The sequence below is a fragment of the Humidesulfovibrio sp. genome (assembly GCF_035560995.1).
Classification (GTDB): domain Bacteria; phylum Desulfobacterota; class Desulfovibrionia; order Desulfovibrionales; family Desulfovibrionaceae; genus Humidesulfovibrio.
Genome location: NZ_DATMYK010000009.1, coordinates 1 through 15867, shown reverse-complemented (window position 1 = coordinate 15867; position 15867 = coordinate 1). Strand labels below are relative to the sequence as shown.

Annotated in this window: 12 protein-coding genes and 1 pseudogene; 10 read left to right on the top strand and 3 right to left on the bottom strand. The window is 67.4% G+C overall.

Annotation, left to right across the window (positions count from 1 at the left end):
* Positions 1-1247 (bottom strand): UDP-glucose/GDP-mannose dehydrogenase family protein (locus tag VN419_RS00305; protein WP_325643230.1); only part of this gene is annotated, 1247 nt, incomplete at its 3' end.
* Positions 1248-1429: 182 nt separating this feature from the next.
* Between VN419_RS00305 and VN419_RS00300 the strand changes: the two genes are divergently transcribed.
* From VN419_RS00300 to VN419_RS00255, 10 genes are all read left to right on the top strand, one after another.
* On the top strand, positions 1430-2155 hold the full coding sequence (locus tag VN419_RS00300; protein ID WP_325643228.1) for a pyridoxine 5'-phosphate synthase: 726 nt from the start codon (positions 1430-1432) through the stop codon (positions 2153-2155).
* 11 nt (positions 2156-2166) lie between these two features.
* On the top strand, positions 2167-2550 hold the full coding sequence (locus VN419_RS00295) for a holo-[acyl-carrier-protein] synthase (protein ID WP_325643226.1): 384 nt from the start codon (positions 2167-2169) through the stop codon (positions 2548-2550).
* A 35-nt stretch (positions 2551-2585) separates the two neighbouring features.
* The gene (locus VN419_RS00290; RefSeq protein ID WP_325643224.1) at positions 2586-4178 is read left to right on the top strand and encodes an NAD(P)H-hydrate dehydratase; all 1593 of its coding nucleotides are present in this window, start codon (positions 2586-2588) and stop codon (positions 4176-4178) included.
* The gene (locus tag VN419_RS00285; protein WP_325643222.1) at positions 4172-4627 is read left to right on the top strand and encodes a CBS domain-containing protein; all 456 of its coding nucleotides are present in this window, start codon (positions 4172-4174) and stop codon (positions 4625-4627) included. The genes VN419_RS00290 and VN419_RS00285 overlap by 7 nt, the downstream gene beginning before the upstream one ends.
* Before the next feature lie 40 nt (positions 4628-4667).
* Positions 4668-5174 carry a tRNA (adenosine(37)-N6)-threonylcarbamoyltransferase complex ATPase subunit type 1 TsaE gene (tsaE, locus tag VN419_RS00280; RefSeq protein ID WP_325643220.1) on the top strand — a complete coding sequence of 169 codons (507 nt, stop codon included), beginning with the start codon at positions 4668-4670 and terminating at the stop codon, positions 5172-5174.
* On the top strand, positions 5171-6382 hold the full coding sequence (locus VN419_RS00275; protein ID WP_325643218.1) for an aspartate kinase: 1212 nt from the start codon (positions 5171-5173) through the stop codon (positions 6380-6382). Before tsaE ends, VN419_RS00275 begins: the two co-directional genes overlap by 4 nt.
* Positions 6383-6404: 22 nt before the next feature.
* Positions 6405-8048 (top strand): citramalate synthase, encoded by a 1644-nt coding sequence (gene cimA, locus VN419_RS00270; RefSeq protein WP_325643216.1) that lies wholly within the window; start codon positions 6405-6407, stop codon positions 8046-8048.
* A gap of 1 nt (position 8049) precedes the next feature.
* A complete protein-coding gene (locus VN419_RS00265) occupies positions 8050-8877 on the top strand; it encodes an MBL fold metallo-hydrolase (protein WP_325643214.1) in 828 nt (275 codons plus the stop codon).
* 117 nt (positions 8878-8994) lie between these two features.
* The gene (gene ercA / locus VN419_RS00260; protein WP_325643210.1) at positions 8995-10164 is read left to right on the top strand and encodes an alcohol dehydrogenase-like regulatory protein ErcA; all 1170 of its coding nucleotides are present in this window, start codon (positions 8995-8997) and stop codon (positions 10162-10164) included.
* Positions 10154-12718: a sensor domain-containing protein gene (locus VN419_RS00255; RefSeq protein ID WP_325643208.1), complete on the top strand. Its 2565-nt coding sequence runs from the start codon at positions 10154-10156 to the stop codon at positions 12716-12718. The genes ercA and VN419_RS00255 overlap by 11 nt, the downstream gene beginning before the upstream one ends.
* Before the next feature lie 19 nt (positions 12719-12737).
* On the opposite strand, the gene VN419_RS00250 is transcribed toward VN419_RS00255, so the two are convergent.
* Entirely contained in the window at positions 12738-15284 is a 2547-nt protein-coding gene (locus tag VN419_RS00250; RefSeq protein ID WP_325643205.1) for a DNA internalization-related competence protein ComEC/Rec2, read from the bottom strand.
* 35 nt (positions 15285-15319) lie between these two features.
* Positions 15320-15867, bottom strand: a pseudogene (locus VN419_RS00245) (UDP-N-acetylglucosamine 1-carboxyvinyltransferase); the annotation flags it as partial.

The window sequence follows — 15867 nt, the reverse complement described above, 5'->3', positions numbered from 1 at the left end:
AGCGTGCGCGCCATGCCCGCGAAGTCCGGGTTGCGGAACTGGTTCCAGTCCGTCACCACGGCCAGGGCGTCGGCCCCGTCCAGGGCCTCGTACTGGCCGGAAACCAGCTCCACCAGGGCGTTTCCGGAAAGCTCGGCCTCGGCCCGCTCCCGCGCCACGGGGTCAAAAGCCTTAACCCGCATGCCCTGCGCGGTGAGCGCTGCGATGATGGCCAGCGCCGGGGCCTCGCGGATGTCGTCGGTGTTGGCCTTGAAGGCCAGGCCCCACACGGCCAGGGTCTTGCCCTTCACGCCGCCCAGGGGCTCGAAATGTTTGAGGACCTTCTGGGCCAGCACCAGCTTCTGGCGGCTGTTCACCTGGTCCACGGCGTCGATGAGCCCGGCCTGGTACCCGGCCTCCTTGGCCGTGGCCAGGAACGCCTTCACATCTTTGGGAAAACAGGAGCCGCCGTAGCCCACGCCAGGGTAGATGAAGTCGTAGCCGATGCGGTGGTCGCTGCCGATGCCCAAGCGGACCTCGGAGACATCCGCGCCCACGCGCTCGCAGATGTTTGCGACTTCGTTGATGAAGCTGATCTTGGTGGCCAGCATGCAGTTGGCGGCGTACTTGGTCATCTCCGCGCTGCGCACACCCATGATGATGAGCTTCTCGCGGCTGCGGGCAAAGGGCGCATAGAGCGCCTTCAGCATTTCCGCGCTCTTGGGGTTCTCGGTGCCCACGATGACGCGGTCGGGCTTCATGAAGTCCTTCACCGCGTCGCCCTCTTTCAGGAATTCCGGGTTGGACACCACGTCCACGTCCAGCGTGGCCCCGCGCGCGGCCAGCTCGCGGTCGATGATGGCCCGCACGCGGTCGGCGGTGCCCACGGGCACGGTGGACTTGTTGACCACGATGAGCGGTGCCGTCACCGCGCGGCCGATCTCCGCGGCCACGGCGTCCACGAAGGAAAGATCACACACGCCGTCCTCGCCGGAGGGCGTGCCCACGCAGATGAAGGCGAACTCGGCCCCGTCGCCGTCAAAGGAGAGGCCCCCGGCCAGGTCCGTGGTGAAGGTCAGGCGGCCCTCGGCCGTGTTGCGGCGCACCAGCTCCTCAAGCCCGGGCTCGAAGATGTGGATGCGCCCGGCGCGCAGGGTCTCCACCACGTGCGCGCTCTTGTCCACGCAGCGCACGTGGTTGCCCATCTCGGAAAGACAGGCTGCCGTGACCAGGCCGACGTATCCGGTGCCGACGATGCAGACGTTCATGAACGGGCTCCTGAAGCACAATGCGGTTCGGGTTGTTCTTGGAGAGCATGGGGGTACCTTCCCCGGTTGTCCATGTCAACGCGCGGAATGGGCGGGCGGATGCGTTGCGGTTCCGCCTGTTGCCTTCCCCACTGGGAAAGCGTACAAAAATGCAAACGCTCCCCTAAAATACGGAGGTACCCATGCCCCTTCTCTGCGTCAACGTGGACCACGTGGCCACACTGCGCCAAGCCCGCCTGGGCCAGGAGCCGGATCCCGTGCTGGGCGCGCATGAGGCCGAGCTGGGCGGCGCCTCCGGCATCATCGTGCATTTGCGTGAGGACCGCCGCCACATCCAGGACCGCGATGTGGAGATCCTGCGGCGCACGGTGAACACCAAACTGAACCTGGAAATGGCCGCCACGCGCGAAATGCAGCAGATCGCGCTCGCCATCGGCCCGGACACGGTGTGCCTGGTGCCCGAGAAACGCCAGGAACTGACCACCGAGGGCGGGCTGAACTGCCTGGGCCGCGAGGGCGAGCTTTCGGCTTTCCTGGCTCCCTTGCTCGAACGCGACATCGAGGCCAGCCTGTTCATCGACGCCGAGCCGGACCAGATCGAAGCCGCCAGCCAGACCGGCGCGCAGTACATCGAGATCCACACCGGCCATTACGCCGACGCAGTCACGCCGGCCGAGCGCACGGCGGAGCTGGAGAAGATCCTGGCGGGCATCCGCTACGCGCAGTCCCTGGGCCTCAAGGTCAACCTGGGCCACGGCCTCAATTACGTGAACGTGCTGCCCTTCGCCAAGGTGCCGGGCATCCACGAATATTCCATCGGCCACAGCATCATGGCCCGAGCCATCTACACCGGCCTGCGCCAGGCCACCCGCGACATGGCGGAGATCCTGCGCGGGTTCGTGGACTAGGAGGAGCGGAGGTGATTTTGGGCCTGGGCCTCGACGTGGTGGAACTGCCGCGCATCCGCGAGAGCATGGAACGCTTCGGCGCGCGCTTTGCCGAGCGCCTGCTCACGCCTGAGGAAGCCGCAGCCATGCCCAAGGGCGACGCCACAGCCTTTGTCGCCGCGCGCTTCGCCGCCAAGGAGGCCTGCGCCAAGGCCTTGGGCACGGGCTTCGCCGATGGCGTGACCATGCACAACATCGAGGTGCGTTCCCTGCCTTCCGGCGCTCCCACGCTGCTGCTTTCCGGCCGCGCGCGGGAACTGGCCGAGGCCCTGGGCGCGCAGCGTCTGCATCTTTCCCTGACCCACGGCCGCGACGTGGCCGCCGCTGTCGTCATCCTGGAGGGCTCCCCCCTGTAAGGCCCGCTGTCCCGCACCGTTTTTCTGGAGGACACATGTTCGAGCCCTTGCCCACCCCGGCGGAAATGAGCGCCTGGGATCAGACCGCCATCAAAGAATACGGCCTCAAGGCCGAGTTGCTCATGGAGAACGCCGGAGCCCAGGCCTTGGCGGCGCTTGAACAGGACTTCGGCCCGCTTTCCGGCGCGCATGTGCTGCTTGTGGCCGGCGGCGGCAACAACGGCGGCGACGCCTTCGTGCTGGCCCGCAGGTTGCTGGACGAAGGGGCCATCCCCCTGGTGCTGCACACCAAGCCCAGAAGCGCCTACAAGGGCGAGGCCCGCTACCACCTTGACCTGGCCCGCCGCGCCGGGGTGGAGTTGAAGCACCTGCCCCTGGAGCGCGCGGCGCAAATGCTCGACGCCTTCGACACCCCGGACGTGCTGGTGGACGGGCTGCTCGGCACCGGCTTCAGCGGCGCGCTCTCGCCGGAGGCCGTGGAACTCGTCTCGGCCATGAATCTTCTGGGCGCGGAAGCCTTCGTGCTCGCGCTGGACATCCCCTCCGGCCTGTGCGGCACCACCGGACTGCCCAAGCCCGTGGCAGTGCGCGCGGACCTCACCGTGGCCTTCCACGCTCCCAAGCTGGGCACGGCCCTGCCCCAGGCCGCGCCCTACGTGGGCGAACTTCTGCCCCGGCACATCGGCATCCCCCGCGCCGTGGCCCTGGCCGCGCCCGCCATGCAGTTCATCATCACCGAGGGCGTGCTGGACCTTCTGAAGGCCCCCGCGGCCGACCTGCACAAGGGCAAGGCCGGACACGTGCTGGTCATCGGCGGCAGCGAGGGCCTGACAGGCGCGGCGCAGCTGTGCGGCCTGGGCGCTCTCCGCGCCGGGGCCGGGCTGGTCACCCTGGCCTGCCCGCGCGGTGTGCTGGCGGAGATCAAGTCCGGCATGCCCGACCTCATGGCCCTGCCCCTGGGCCCAAGCGCCTCCACGCAGTGGACGCCGGAATGCCAGGAAGAGCTTTTGCCGCACTTGAGCCGCTTCGACGCCATCGTGCTGGGGCCCGGCCTGGGCCGCCACGCCCAGGCGGCGGAGTTCCTGGCCGCCTTCCTGGCCGCCTTCGCCCAGCACTTCAGCGTGGACTTCGGCAAGGCCTGGGCTCCGCCGTGCATCATCGACGCCGACGCCCTGTTCCACTTGGCGCAGGCGCCCAAGCTCATGGCCGCGCTGCCGAAAAACGCCGTGCTCACCCCGCACCCCGGCGAAATGGCGCGCATCCTGGGCATGGGCATGGGCGAGCTCCAGGCCGACCGCCCCACCGCCGCACGGCGCTTCAGTCAGACGCACCCGCAGGTGCTGGCGCTCAAGGGCGCGGGCACCCTGGTGGGCCAGAACGGCGTGCTGCACCTGTGCGCCATCGCCGCGCCCAATCTGGCCGTGGGCGGCTCCGGCGACGTGTTGGCGGGCGTCATGGCCGCGGCCCTCTCGCGCGGCATCCCCCCGCTCCAGGCAGCGTGCCTGGGCGTTTACTGGCACGCCCGCTGCGGCGCGCTGCTTGCCGAAGATTTTCCCGGCCGTGGCAATCTGCCGACCGAAATCGCCCATACCCTTCCACTCGTACTGAAGGAGCGTGCACAATGCTGAAGGCCATAGACATCATGACCCCGGACCCGGTCACCCTCTCGCCCGATACGGACATCCGCACCGCGGTGGCTCTCTTGATCGAGAAGAAGATCAACGGCGCGCCCGTGGTGGACGCAAGCGGCAAGCTCGTCGGCGTGCTGTGCCAGAGCGACCTGGTGGCCCAGCAGAAGCAGGTCACCATGCCCTCGCTGTTCTCCATGCTCGACGGCTTCATCGCCCTCTCCAGCCGCGAGGACTTCGAACGCGAGATCAAGAAGATCGCGGCCAGCAAGGTGGAGCAGGCCATGACCCCGCACCCCAAGTCCGTTTCGCCGCAAACGCCCATCGACGAGATCGCCACCGTCATGGTGAACGAGAAGCTGTACACCCTGCCCGTGGTGGACGGCGGCAGGCTGGTGGGCGTGGTCGGCAAGGAGGACATCCTGCGCACGCTTCTGGAACACAAGTAAACCGGAACACAAGCAGACATCGAAAGAGACAGGACAAGACGTGCAGCTTTTCATCACCGACGCGGACGCGACCCTGGCCCTTGGGGCGGCGCTGGGCGAGGCTCTGGCGCGCTCCACGCGTACAGGCGGCGGGCCCGTGCCGCTGCTGCTTTCCGGCCCGTTGGGCGCGGGCAAGACCACGCTGGTGCGCGGCCTTGTCTCCGCCCTGCCGGGAGCAAACGAGGCCGAGGTCTCCAGCCCCAGCTTCAACATCGTGAATGTGTACCCAACCACGCCCCAGGTGGCCCACTTCGACCTCTACCGCACGGCAGGCCAGACGCCCGATGAATTTCTGGACGCCCTGGACGCGAAGGATGTTCTGGTGGTGGCCGAGTGGATAGAGAACCTGCCGGAAAAAGACTGGCCGGAGGAGGCCCTGCACCTCGTCTGGTCGTCTGTTCCCTCTGGACGGGCGCTCGAAATCAGGGCATGGGGAAAGGCGGCCGGCGGCCTGTTTGCGGGTCTGGCCTCCACGCTCAACCATTGGCAGAAGGATTTTGCGAGATGAAGAACATCGTGGTGCAGAAATTCGGCGGCACCTCCGTGCGCAACCTGGAGTGCATGCGGCAGGTGCTGAACAATGTTCGCCGCCCCCTGGCCAACGGCGACAAGGTCATCGTGGTGCTCTCCGCCATGGCGGGGGAAACCAACCGGCTCATCGCCCTTTCAAAGCAGTGGTCGCCCACTCCGGACGCGGCCGAGATGGACAGCCTGGTCTCCACGGGCGAGCAGATCTCCGTGGCGCTTTTCGCCATGATGGCCAAGGACGAGGGCATCAAATGCCGCAGCGTGCTCGGCTTCCAGATCCCCATCGTCAGCGACAGCTCCTACGGCAAGGCCCGCATCGAGAGCATCGACTCCGAAAAGCTGGTGGGCATGCTGGAGGAATACGACGTGCTCGTGGTGGCGGGCTTCCAGGGCATCGATTCCCTGGGCCGCATCACCACCCTGGGCCGCGGCGGGTCCGACACCTCGGCCGTGGCGGTTGCCGCCGCGCTCAAGGCCGAGATGTGCGAGATCTACACCGACGTGCCCGGCGTGTTCACCACCGACCCCAACATCTGCGCCGAGGCCAGAAAGCTCGACCGCATCTCCTATGACGAGATGCTTGAGATGGCCAGCATGGGCGCCAAGGTGCTGCAGATCCGTTCCGTGGAATTCGCCAAGAAATACAATGTTGCGGTGCATGTGCGCTCCACCTTCAGCGACGAGCCCGGCACCATAGTCACCCAGGAGGACAAAGTCATGGAAGCAGTGCAGGTCTCCGGCGTCGCCTACGACAAGGACCAGGCCCAGGTCACGCTGGTGGGCGTCATCGACGAACCCGGCGTCTGCGCCTCCATCTTCACGCCCATCGCGGAGCAGAAGATCCTGGTGGACATGATCGTGCAGAATCCCAGCAAGGAAGGCCGCACGGACATCACCTTCACCGTCACCCGCGCCGACCTGGACGCCACCCTGAAGCTGATGGAAGGCCTCAAGGCCGAGATCGGCTACAAGGCCCTGCTCTCGGACAAGAACGTCAGCAAGGTCTCGGTCATCGGCGTGGGCATGCGCAACCATTCCGGCGTGGCGGCCCAGGCCTTCCGCGCCATGCGCGACGAAAACATCAACATCCTCATGATCAGCACCTCGGAGATCAAGCTCTCCTGCCTCATCGAGGACAAGTACACCGAACTCGCGGTGCGCACCCTGCACCAGGTCTTCGTCGGATAAACCCTCAAGCCCAAGGATGACCATGCGCCAGGCCAGCATCTACGACACCACGCTCCGTGACGGCACACAGGCGGAAGAACTGCACCTCACCACCGAGGACAAGATCCGCATTGCGCGCAAGCTGGACGAGCTAGGTGTTCACTACATTGAGGGCGGCTGGCCCGGCTCGAACCCGACGGACAGGCAGTTCTTCAAGGAGATCAAGAACTACGACCTGAAGAACGCCTGCGTCGCGGCCTTCGGCAGCACGCATAGCCTGAAGTCCACCCCGGAGAACGACCCGAACCTGAAGGCCATCATCGAGGCCCAGGTGGAGGCCGCGTCCATCTTCGGCAAAACCTGGGACTTCCACGCCACCCACGCCCTGAAGGTGAGCCTGCCGCGCAATCTGGAGCTCATCAGCGGCAGCCTGGCCTTCTTGCGCCCGAACTTGAAGGAGCTGTTCTTCGACGCGGAGCACTTCTTCGACGGCTTCAAGGCCAACCCGGACTATGCCCTCGCCTGCCTGAAGGCGGCCAGGGAGGCCGGCACGGACGTGCTGGTGCTGTGCGACACCAACGGCGGCACCCTGCCCTCGGAGCTTGCCGAGATCATCGGACGCGTGCAGGCGGAGCTTCCCGGCGCGGCGCTCGGCATCCACACCCACAACGACTGCGAACTGGCCGTGGCCAACAGCATCGAGGCCGTGCGCCTGGGCGCGGTGCAGGTGCAGGGCACCATGAACGGCTATGGAGAGCGCTGCGGCAACGCCAACCTCTGCTCCATCATCCCCACGCTGGAGCTCAAGCTCGGCGTGCGCACCATCGGGCCGGAGAACCTCAAGAAATTGGCCACCATCGCCAACTACGTGGCGGAAACGGCCAACCAGCGGCCCTTCCCGCGCCAGCCCTACGTGGGCGGCTCGGCCTTCGCCCACAAGGGCGGCATCCACGTCAGCGCCGTGGTGAAGAACCCGCAAACCTACGAGCACATCGACCCGGCCCAGGTGGGCAACGTCAGCCGCGTGCTCCTGTCCGACCTGGCCGGCCGCAGCAACATCCTGTTCAAGGCCCGGCAGTACGGTTACGACCTGGACAAGGACGACCCGTCCGTCATGGACCTGCTCGCCGAGCTCAAGCGGCGCGAGAGCACGGGCTACGACTACTCCGTGGCCGAGGCCAGCTACGAGATCCTGTTCTTCCGCATGATGGGCTGGAGCAAGCGCTACTTCCAGATGGTGAACTACCGTGTGCTCGACGCCGTGAACGAGGAGAAGGAACCCTTCAGCGAAGCCACGGTGATGCTGCAGGTGCGCGGCGAGGTGGCCCACACGGCCGCCACGGGCCGCGGCCCGGTGAACGCGCTCGACGTGGCGCTTCGGCGCGCGCTGGAGCCCTCCTACCCCACCTTGGCCCAGATGCGCCTCTTGGACTTCAAGGTGCGCGTCATGTCCCTGGTGGACAAGAACGGCGGCGGCACGGCCTCCTACGTGCGCGTGCTCATCGAGTCCGGCGACCGTCAGGACCGCTGGACCACGGTGGGCGTGTCGCACAACATCATCGAGGCCAGCTGGCAGGCCCTGGTGGACTCCATCAACTACAAGCTGTTCAAGGACGATCCGCAGAAGTGGCCCAAGCCCGGCGGCAAGCACAACGCCCCGGCGCTCAAAGAGGCGAAAAAGGGTTAACATGCCCCGGACAACCGCGCGCGTCGTCGTCCTGTGCGACAACGAGACTTCCGGCCCCGCTTGCGCATGCGAGTGGGGCCTTTCCCTTGCCGTGGACCTGGGGGACGAGGGCAACGGCGGCCTGTGGCTGTGGGACACGGGCCAGACGGAGCTGTTCGTGAAGAATGCGGCAGCCCTGGGCGTCGACGTCTCCACGGCGCGCGGCCTGGCCCTGAGCCACGGGCACTACGACCACACGGGCGGGCTTCCGGCCCTATTCGCTGCGGGGTTCACAGGGACCGTCCACGCCCACCCTTCCTGCGCCGCCAAACGCTACGCCAAGGAGAAAGGCAAGCCCCTGCACATCGGCCCGCCTTCTCCCCTGCCGCCGTTCCTTCCGGCCGGGCCGCTGACGGAACTGGCCCCGGGCCTCACGCTCCTGACGGACATTCCGCGCGCGCCCGGGCGCTTCCAGGCCGTGCAGGGCTTCTCCCTCGACCAGGAGGGGCGCGAACCGGACCATGTGCCGGACGACGCCTTCCTGGTGCTTGAGACGCGCCAGGGCCCGGTGGCGATTCTAGGCTGCTGCCACAGCGGCCTGGCCAATTCCCTGGCTTGTGCGCGGGAGCGCCTGGGCCTCCGCTCCTTCCACGCCGTGCTGGGCGGCCTGCACCTGTTCAACGCCGGAGAAGAGGCCGTGCGGGAAACCGCCGAGGCCCTCACCCGCTTCGGCGTGCGCCAGCTTGTGGCCGGGCACTGCACCGGCCACGGCCGCACAGAGGCTTTGCGCACCCTGCTCCCAGGCATTCGGGTGGAGCACCTCGCCGCCGGGCAATCCTGGTCCTACTAGTACCCGCCAAAACAAGAAATCCCCGCGCACCCCTTCCCTTCCTTTGTGCTCTGGGGTAGGTAACGTACTGTACGACCGCACGAAGTGCTCATGCAACACTTACCTGGAAGAGCGCCTATGCCCGCAGCGTCCCTGCTTGAGCTCCGCAAATTCCTGGCCCCGGAATCCGTGTTCGGCGCGGGCGCGGCCTCCATGGCGGGACGCTACGTCCAGAACCTCGGCGCGCGCAGGGCGCTACTGGTCACAGATCCTGGCATCACGCATCTGCCCTGGTTCGACAGCATCACAAGCAGCATCCTCGGCATGGGCGTGGAGTTGGAGATCTTTGCCGATATCCACGCCAACCCGCGCGACTTCGAGGTGATGCAGGGAGCGGAGCTGTTCCGCTCCAAGGGTTGCGACGCAATCGTGGCCGTGGGCGGCGGCAGCCCCATGGACTGCGCCAAGGGCATCGGCATCGTGGTGACCAACGACTGCCACGTTCTTGATTTCGAAGGCGTGGACAACGTGCAGAACCCCGGCCCGCCGCTCATCTGCGTGCCCACCACGGCGGGCAGCAGCGCCGATGTCTCGCAGTTCGCCATCATCAACGACACCGAACGCAAGGTCAAAATCGCCATCGTCAGCAAGGCCATGGTGCCGGATGTGGCCCTCATCGACCCGCTGCTGACCCTGACCATGCCGCGCGAACTGACCGCGCACACCGGCGTGGACGCGCTGACCCACGCCATCGAGGCCTATGTGTCGAACGCCCACGGGCCGACGACAGACCTTTTCGCCCTGGACGCCATCCGGCGCATCGCCCGGCATCTGCCCCTGGCCATAACCAGGCCCGACGACGCCGAGGCGAGAGCGGGCATGATGCTCGGCAGCATGTACGCCGGCCTCGCCTTCTCCAACGCCATCCTGGGCGCGGTGCACGCCATGGCCCACAGCCTGGGCGGCCTCATGGACCTGCCCCACGGCCAGTGCAACGCCATGCTCCTCGACCACGTCATCGACTACAACTTCGACGCCGCCCCGGAGCGCTATGCGGACATCGCCGTGGCCCTGGGCGCCCAGCTTTCGCCCACCGCGCCGTTTGAGGAGAAACGCCGGGCCGTGCTGCACCAGGTGCGCGCCCTCAAGGCCGCCGTGGGCGCCACAGAGGGCCTCGGCTCCCTTGGCGTCACCCCGGAGCACATCGAGGGTCTGGCGGCCTTCGCCATGAACGACCCCTGCATGGTCACCAACCCCAAGGCCCCCACGGCCCTGGACATAAAGGCCGTGTACCGCAATGCCCTCTGAGGACGGAAAGAACGGCAACTCCCTGCGAAACAGGCTCATCGGCCTGGGCGAACGCTCCATGGCCAAAAGCTACTACCCGGAGCTGCGCCGCAGACTGGACGAGCTGGAGCGCTTCCGCGCCGTGGTGGACCACGCCAACGACGCCATCTTCGTCTTCCTCACCGACGACTGGACCGTGGCCGACGTCAACGAAACCGCGCTGATGATGCTCGGCCTCGACCGGGCGCAGGTGCTGGGCCGGCATATCTCGCAATTCTTCCCTAAGGAAATCGCGGCGCGCTACGCCGGGGCCCTCAGCACTGCGGGCGTGGCCACGGGCGAGGTGCAGTTCCGCAACGGGCACATCGTCACCAGCCTCACGGGGGCCGAGGGCCGCAGCGTGCCCATTGAAATCACCGTGACCCTGCACGCCTTCGCGGGCAAGGGCTACGCCGTGGTGGTCGCGCGCGACGTCACCGTGCGGCAGATGATCGAGGCCGAGCTGGACAAGAGCCGCCAGCTTTTCGCCTCGTTCATGGAGAACTCTCCGGCCATGGCCTTCATCAAGGATTTGAACGGCCGCTACATTTTCTGCAACCCGGCCTTTGGCGAATGCCTGGGCCTGCCGCCGCAGAAGATCATCGGCCGCACCGACACGGACCTCTGGCCGGAAGACGTGGCCCGCCTGATCCGCGAGTACGATCTTTTCGTGCAACGGGAGGGCCAGCCCGTGCTGGTGCAGGAAACCGTGCGCCTGCGCGGCGGCGGCCCCGCTCGCCATTTGCAGGTATCCAAGTTCCCCCTGACGCAGAACCGCACCATAACCGCCGTGGCTGGCATCGCCGTGGACATGACCCGCCAGGTGCAGACCGAGCAGGCCCTGCAGCAGAGCGAGGACCGCCACCGCATCGTGGCCGAGTACACCCACGGCATGGAGTGCTGGATAGGACCGTCCGGGGCCATGCTCTACGTGAGCCCCTCGTGCGAGCGCATCACCGGCTACCCGCGCGAGCGTTTCCTGGCCGATGCGCGCGGCCTGGAGGAACTGGTCCACGAAGCGGATTTGGAGGCTTGGCGGCAGTTCCACGCCCAAAGCCTCGACGAAGAATCCCTGGACTACCGCATCCGCCACAAGAACGGCACCCTGCGCTGGGTCAACGAGGTCAAACGCGAAGTCATGGGCGGTAACGGCGGGTCGCTGGGCAGCCGCATCTCCCTGCGCGACATCACCGAACGCAAGGAAATGGAGCTGCAGCTGCGGCATCTGGCCCTGCACGATCCCCTGACCGGTCTGGCCAACCGCACCCTCTGCCTGGACCGCATCCACCAGGCCATGGAGCGCGGCCGCAGGCGCAAGCCCTATTCCTTCTCCGTGGTGTTCCTGGACCTGGACCGCTTCAAGGTGCTGAACGACAGCCTGGGCCACGCCTTCGGCGACCAGGTGCTCATCAGCGTGGCCGAAGTGCTGCGCGGCAGCATCCGCTCGTTCGACACGGTATCGCGCTTTGGCGGCGACGAGTTCGTCATCCTCCTGGAGGAGCTCTCCTCCCCGCGCGAGACCATCCAGGCCGTGCAGCGCATCCGCCAGGCCCTGCGCCAGCCCTTTGTCCTGGGCGGACACGAGATACAGCTTACCGCCAGCATGGGCATAACCCTGGGCATGCAGGGGGCGGAAAGTCCGGCCGACCTGTTGCGCAACGCCAACATCGCCATGCACCAGGCCAAGAAGGCGGGCCGCAACCGCTTCAAGGCCTTCACCAAGGGCATGCTGGACCGCGCGAGCCGCCTGCTGGTGCTGGAGACGGACCTGCGGCGGGCCATCGGGCGCGGCGAATTTTTCCTGGTCTACCAGCCCATTGTGCGCCTGGACGGCTCGGCCACCCTGCACGGCTTCGAGGCGCTCATCCGCTGGAACCATCCGCGCAGGGGCCTCATCTCCCCGGCTGAATTCATCCCCGTGGCCGAAGAGTCCGGGCTCATCGTGGACATCGGGCTCATGGTCCTGCGCGAGGCCTGCCTGACCCTGCAAAGCTGGCGCGAGGACACCGCGCTTGCGCGCGACCTGGTCATGAGCGTGAACCTTTCGCCCCGGCAGTTCTCCGACCCCACCCTGGTGGAGGCCGTGAAGACCGTTCTGTCCGAAACCGGCCTGCCGCCCAAGGCGCTCAAGCTCGAAATCACCGAGTCGGCCATCATGGACAACGCCGCCAGCGCGGTCGACAAGTTGCGCAAGCTCAAGGCCCTTGGCATGGCGCTGTCCATCGACGACTTTGGCACCGGCTACTCGTCCATGAACAGCTTGCAACAGTTCCCGCTGGACACGCTCAAGATCGACCTGTCCTTTGTGCAGCGCATGGAAATAGGTCCGGAAGGACTGGAGATCGTCAAGGCCATCATCAGCCTGGCGCACTCGCTCCAGCTCCAGGTCATCGCCGAGGGCGTGGAGCGCGAGACCCAGCGCGATCTTTTGCGCGGCCTGTCCTGCGAGTTCGCCCAGGGCTACCTGTACGCCATGCCCCTCAACCCGGACGAAGCCTGGGCCTACCTCACCGGCAACGGCAAAAGCGGCCGCTGATCAGCGCCCGTCCGGTGACTCAGCGCCGCGCGCCGCGCAGTTCAAAGGCCCGGCCAGGGACGCGCCACACGCATTCCAGCATGCCGCGCTCCGGAGTCGTGGCCAGGGGAATGCCGCGCAGGGCCAGCTCGGCCACCACATCCTTGTTGGGGAAACGGTACATGTTCTGAAAGCCGCAGCTCGCCAGAGCCTGGTCCGGGGCCACGGCCTCGTACAGCAGGCCGGAAAGGCTGGATTTGGACCCGTGGTGCGGCAGAAGCAGCACGGCGGCGCGCAGGTCGCGCCCGCGCTCCAGCATGTCCTCTATGCCGTCGCGCTGGACGTCGCCCGGCAGCAGCGCCAGGGGCTGACCCCGCCAGACCAGGCGCAGCACCACGGAGTTGTCGTTGGTGCCCCGGCCCAGGTAGCCCTCGGCAGGGTGCAGTGCCTCCAGCACCACGCCCGCGCCCAGGTCAAGACGCTCCCCTGCGCGCAGAACCACGGGAGTAAGCCGCCTTCCTGAAACGCCTGCCGCCAGCGCGTCTTCAAGCTCTCCTGCAAGATGCCCCTCGGGCCACTGGCCATTGGTGAAAAAGCCCCCCACGCCGAACTGGCGCAGAATCCACGCCAGCCCCTGGGCATGGTCCGCGTCCGGGTGGGTCATGACCACGGCGTCGAGCCTGGGCGGCCTGCCCCAGGCAAGCGCCGGGCCCACCACGGAACGTCCCATGTCGAAGGTGCGGCTGAGCGCCCCGCCGCCGTCCACCAGCACGCGCCGCCCGCCCGGAGCCGTCACCAGCACGGCCTGGGACTGTCCCACGTCGAGCACGCTCAGGCGCACCTCGTCGCGCAGTTCGCCTCGCAGCAGCTGCGCGTGGGGCCAAGCCGTAAGGAAAAGCCCGGCCAGGAGCAAAAGCACCGGCCGTGTGCGGCGCGCATCGCGGCAATAGGGGGCCACAGCCAGCACCAGCGAGGCGCCCAGAATCTCCGGCCACAGGGGCCGCAAGAGCGCCCAGGTGGGAAACCAGCCCTCCAGCACCAGCCGGTGCAGCACGTCGAGCATCCAGTCCTGCACCTGCGCGGCCAGGGCCAGCAGAGCGCCCGCCACGCCGCCCAGGCCCGGCACAGTGGCCAGGCCAAGGCCAGCCATGCCCAGCACCTGCACCACCAGGCCCTGCACGGGCAGCCAAGGCAGGTTAAGCAGGAAGTTGGGCGGATAGGTGCCGAAGTACCAAATGGTGACGGGCAGAAGCGCCAGGTTGGCCGCACAGGTCATGGCCAAGGCGTCCCAGACCCAGCGCACGGCATGGAGCAGGCGACCGCGAGCCTGCGGGACAAGGCCGTTCAACCAGGGATACAGGAAGGCCAGCCCGGCAACGGCCACGGCGGACATCTGCAGGCTCACGTCGAACACGCACAGGGGGTTCCACAGCACCATCAGCACCAGCGCCAGGAACAACCCGTCCACCAGGGCGCGGCCCCTGTCGAGCAAAAGCAAGAGCCCCCAGAAAAAAAACATCCAGGCCGAGCGCACCAAAGAAGGGCTGCCCTGGCCCAGCCACACGTAGGCCGCCACAAGGGGAAAGGACAGAAGTATCGCCAGTTTCTGCCGGGGAATGCGCAGGAAGAGGCCGGGCCAGACCAGCCCAAAGCTCCAGGCCAGGCCCAGGCCCAGCACGGCCACATAGACCACGTTCAGCCCGGACAGGGCCAGGGTGTGCGAGAGCCCGGCCGCGCGCAGCTCCTCGGTGACGGTCTGGCCGATGCGCGAACGATCGCCCAGAAGCAGACCCAGCACGATGGCCGCGCCCTGCGTGTCCGGCAGGCGGGACAGGAGCGCCTCGCGCAGACCCTCGCGCGCGTCCCACCACGGATTCGCCATCCGCTGGCCCCACGCGGCCTCCACCTCCGGCCCGCGCGTATACGCGCGATAAAAGACCCCGCGCAGACGCTGCTGCCACTCGAAATCCGCGCCACCGTCATTCAGGAAGCCATGCACGGGCCGCAGGCGCAGCACGGCCTCCACACGCTGCCCCGGCGCGGGGCGCAGGCCCGGCTCATCCCAGTCCCAGGCCACGAAGCCCGGTACGGCAACGGATGAGGGCGCAGCCTGCGAGGCGTTGGCGCTTTCGGCCTCCGGCTCCTCGCCCTCGCGCGGCGGCTTGGGGATGAGCGTGGCGCTGGCGTCCTCCAGCAGCACTTCGATGCGGCCGTAGGCCTTGTCCGTCACCTCGGCCACGCGGGCCGAAAGCAGCACCTTGGCTCCGGCGTCGCTGACGGCGTTCAGCTCCGGCGTTTCGGCCGGGGCTGCGGGAAGGGCGTGCAACGCGTGCAGCCGCCCACCGGCGAAGCAGGCCACGGCAAGCAGCAGCGAGACAAGGCAGGACAGCGGCCTGGGCCTGCGGAACAACACCAGACCCAGCCACAGGAGCGCAGACGCGGCAACGGCGGGCTCCGGGTGCTTGATGCCCCAGATGCCCGCCGCATAGGCCAGGAAGTAGATCTGCCAGGCCAGCAGCCCTGGCGGGCCGGACAGTGTCGAAGCCGCTCCGCCCGCGTCGGGGTGCTGCAACTGGCTGGCGTACACGTCGCTTGCGTCCGGCTAGGCTTTCGGCGGCGCGCTTATTCCTTTTCCCGGCGGATGCGCGCGCCCACGGCGGAGAGCTTCTCCTCCATGCGCTCGTAGCCCCGGTCCAGGTGGTAGATGCGCTGGATCTCCGTGGTGCCCTTGGCCACCAGCCCGGCCAGCACCAGGGATGCGCTGGCGCGCAGGTCGGAGGCCATCACCGGCGCGCCTTCCAGGTGCTCCACCCCGCGCACCATGGCCGTGCGGTCCTTCAGGGTGATGCGCGCGCCCATGCGTCCCAGCTCGGACACGTGCATGAAGCGGTTCTCGAAGATCTTCTCCTGAATGGAGCCCGAGCCCTCGGCCACGCACATGAGGGCCATGACCTGGGCCTGCATGTCGGTGGGGAAGCCGGGGTGCGGCTGGGTGATGACGTCCACGCCCAGGAGCGGGCCGTTGCGCCGCACCAGCACGCTGCCGTCGGTCTGGTCCTCCACGGAGACGTTCATCTCGCGCAGCTTGGTGATGAGCGCGTCCAGGTCGGCGGTGGGGCAGTCGATGAGCTTCAGCTCGCCGTCGGTGATGGCCCCGGCCACCAGATAGG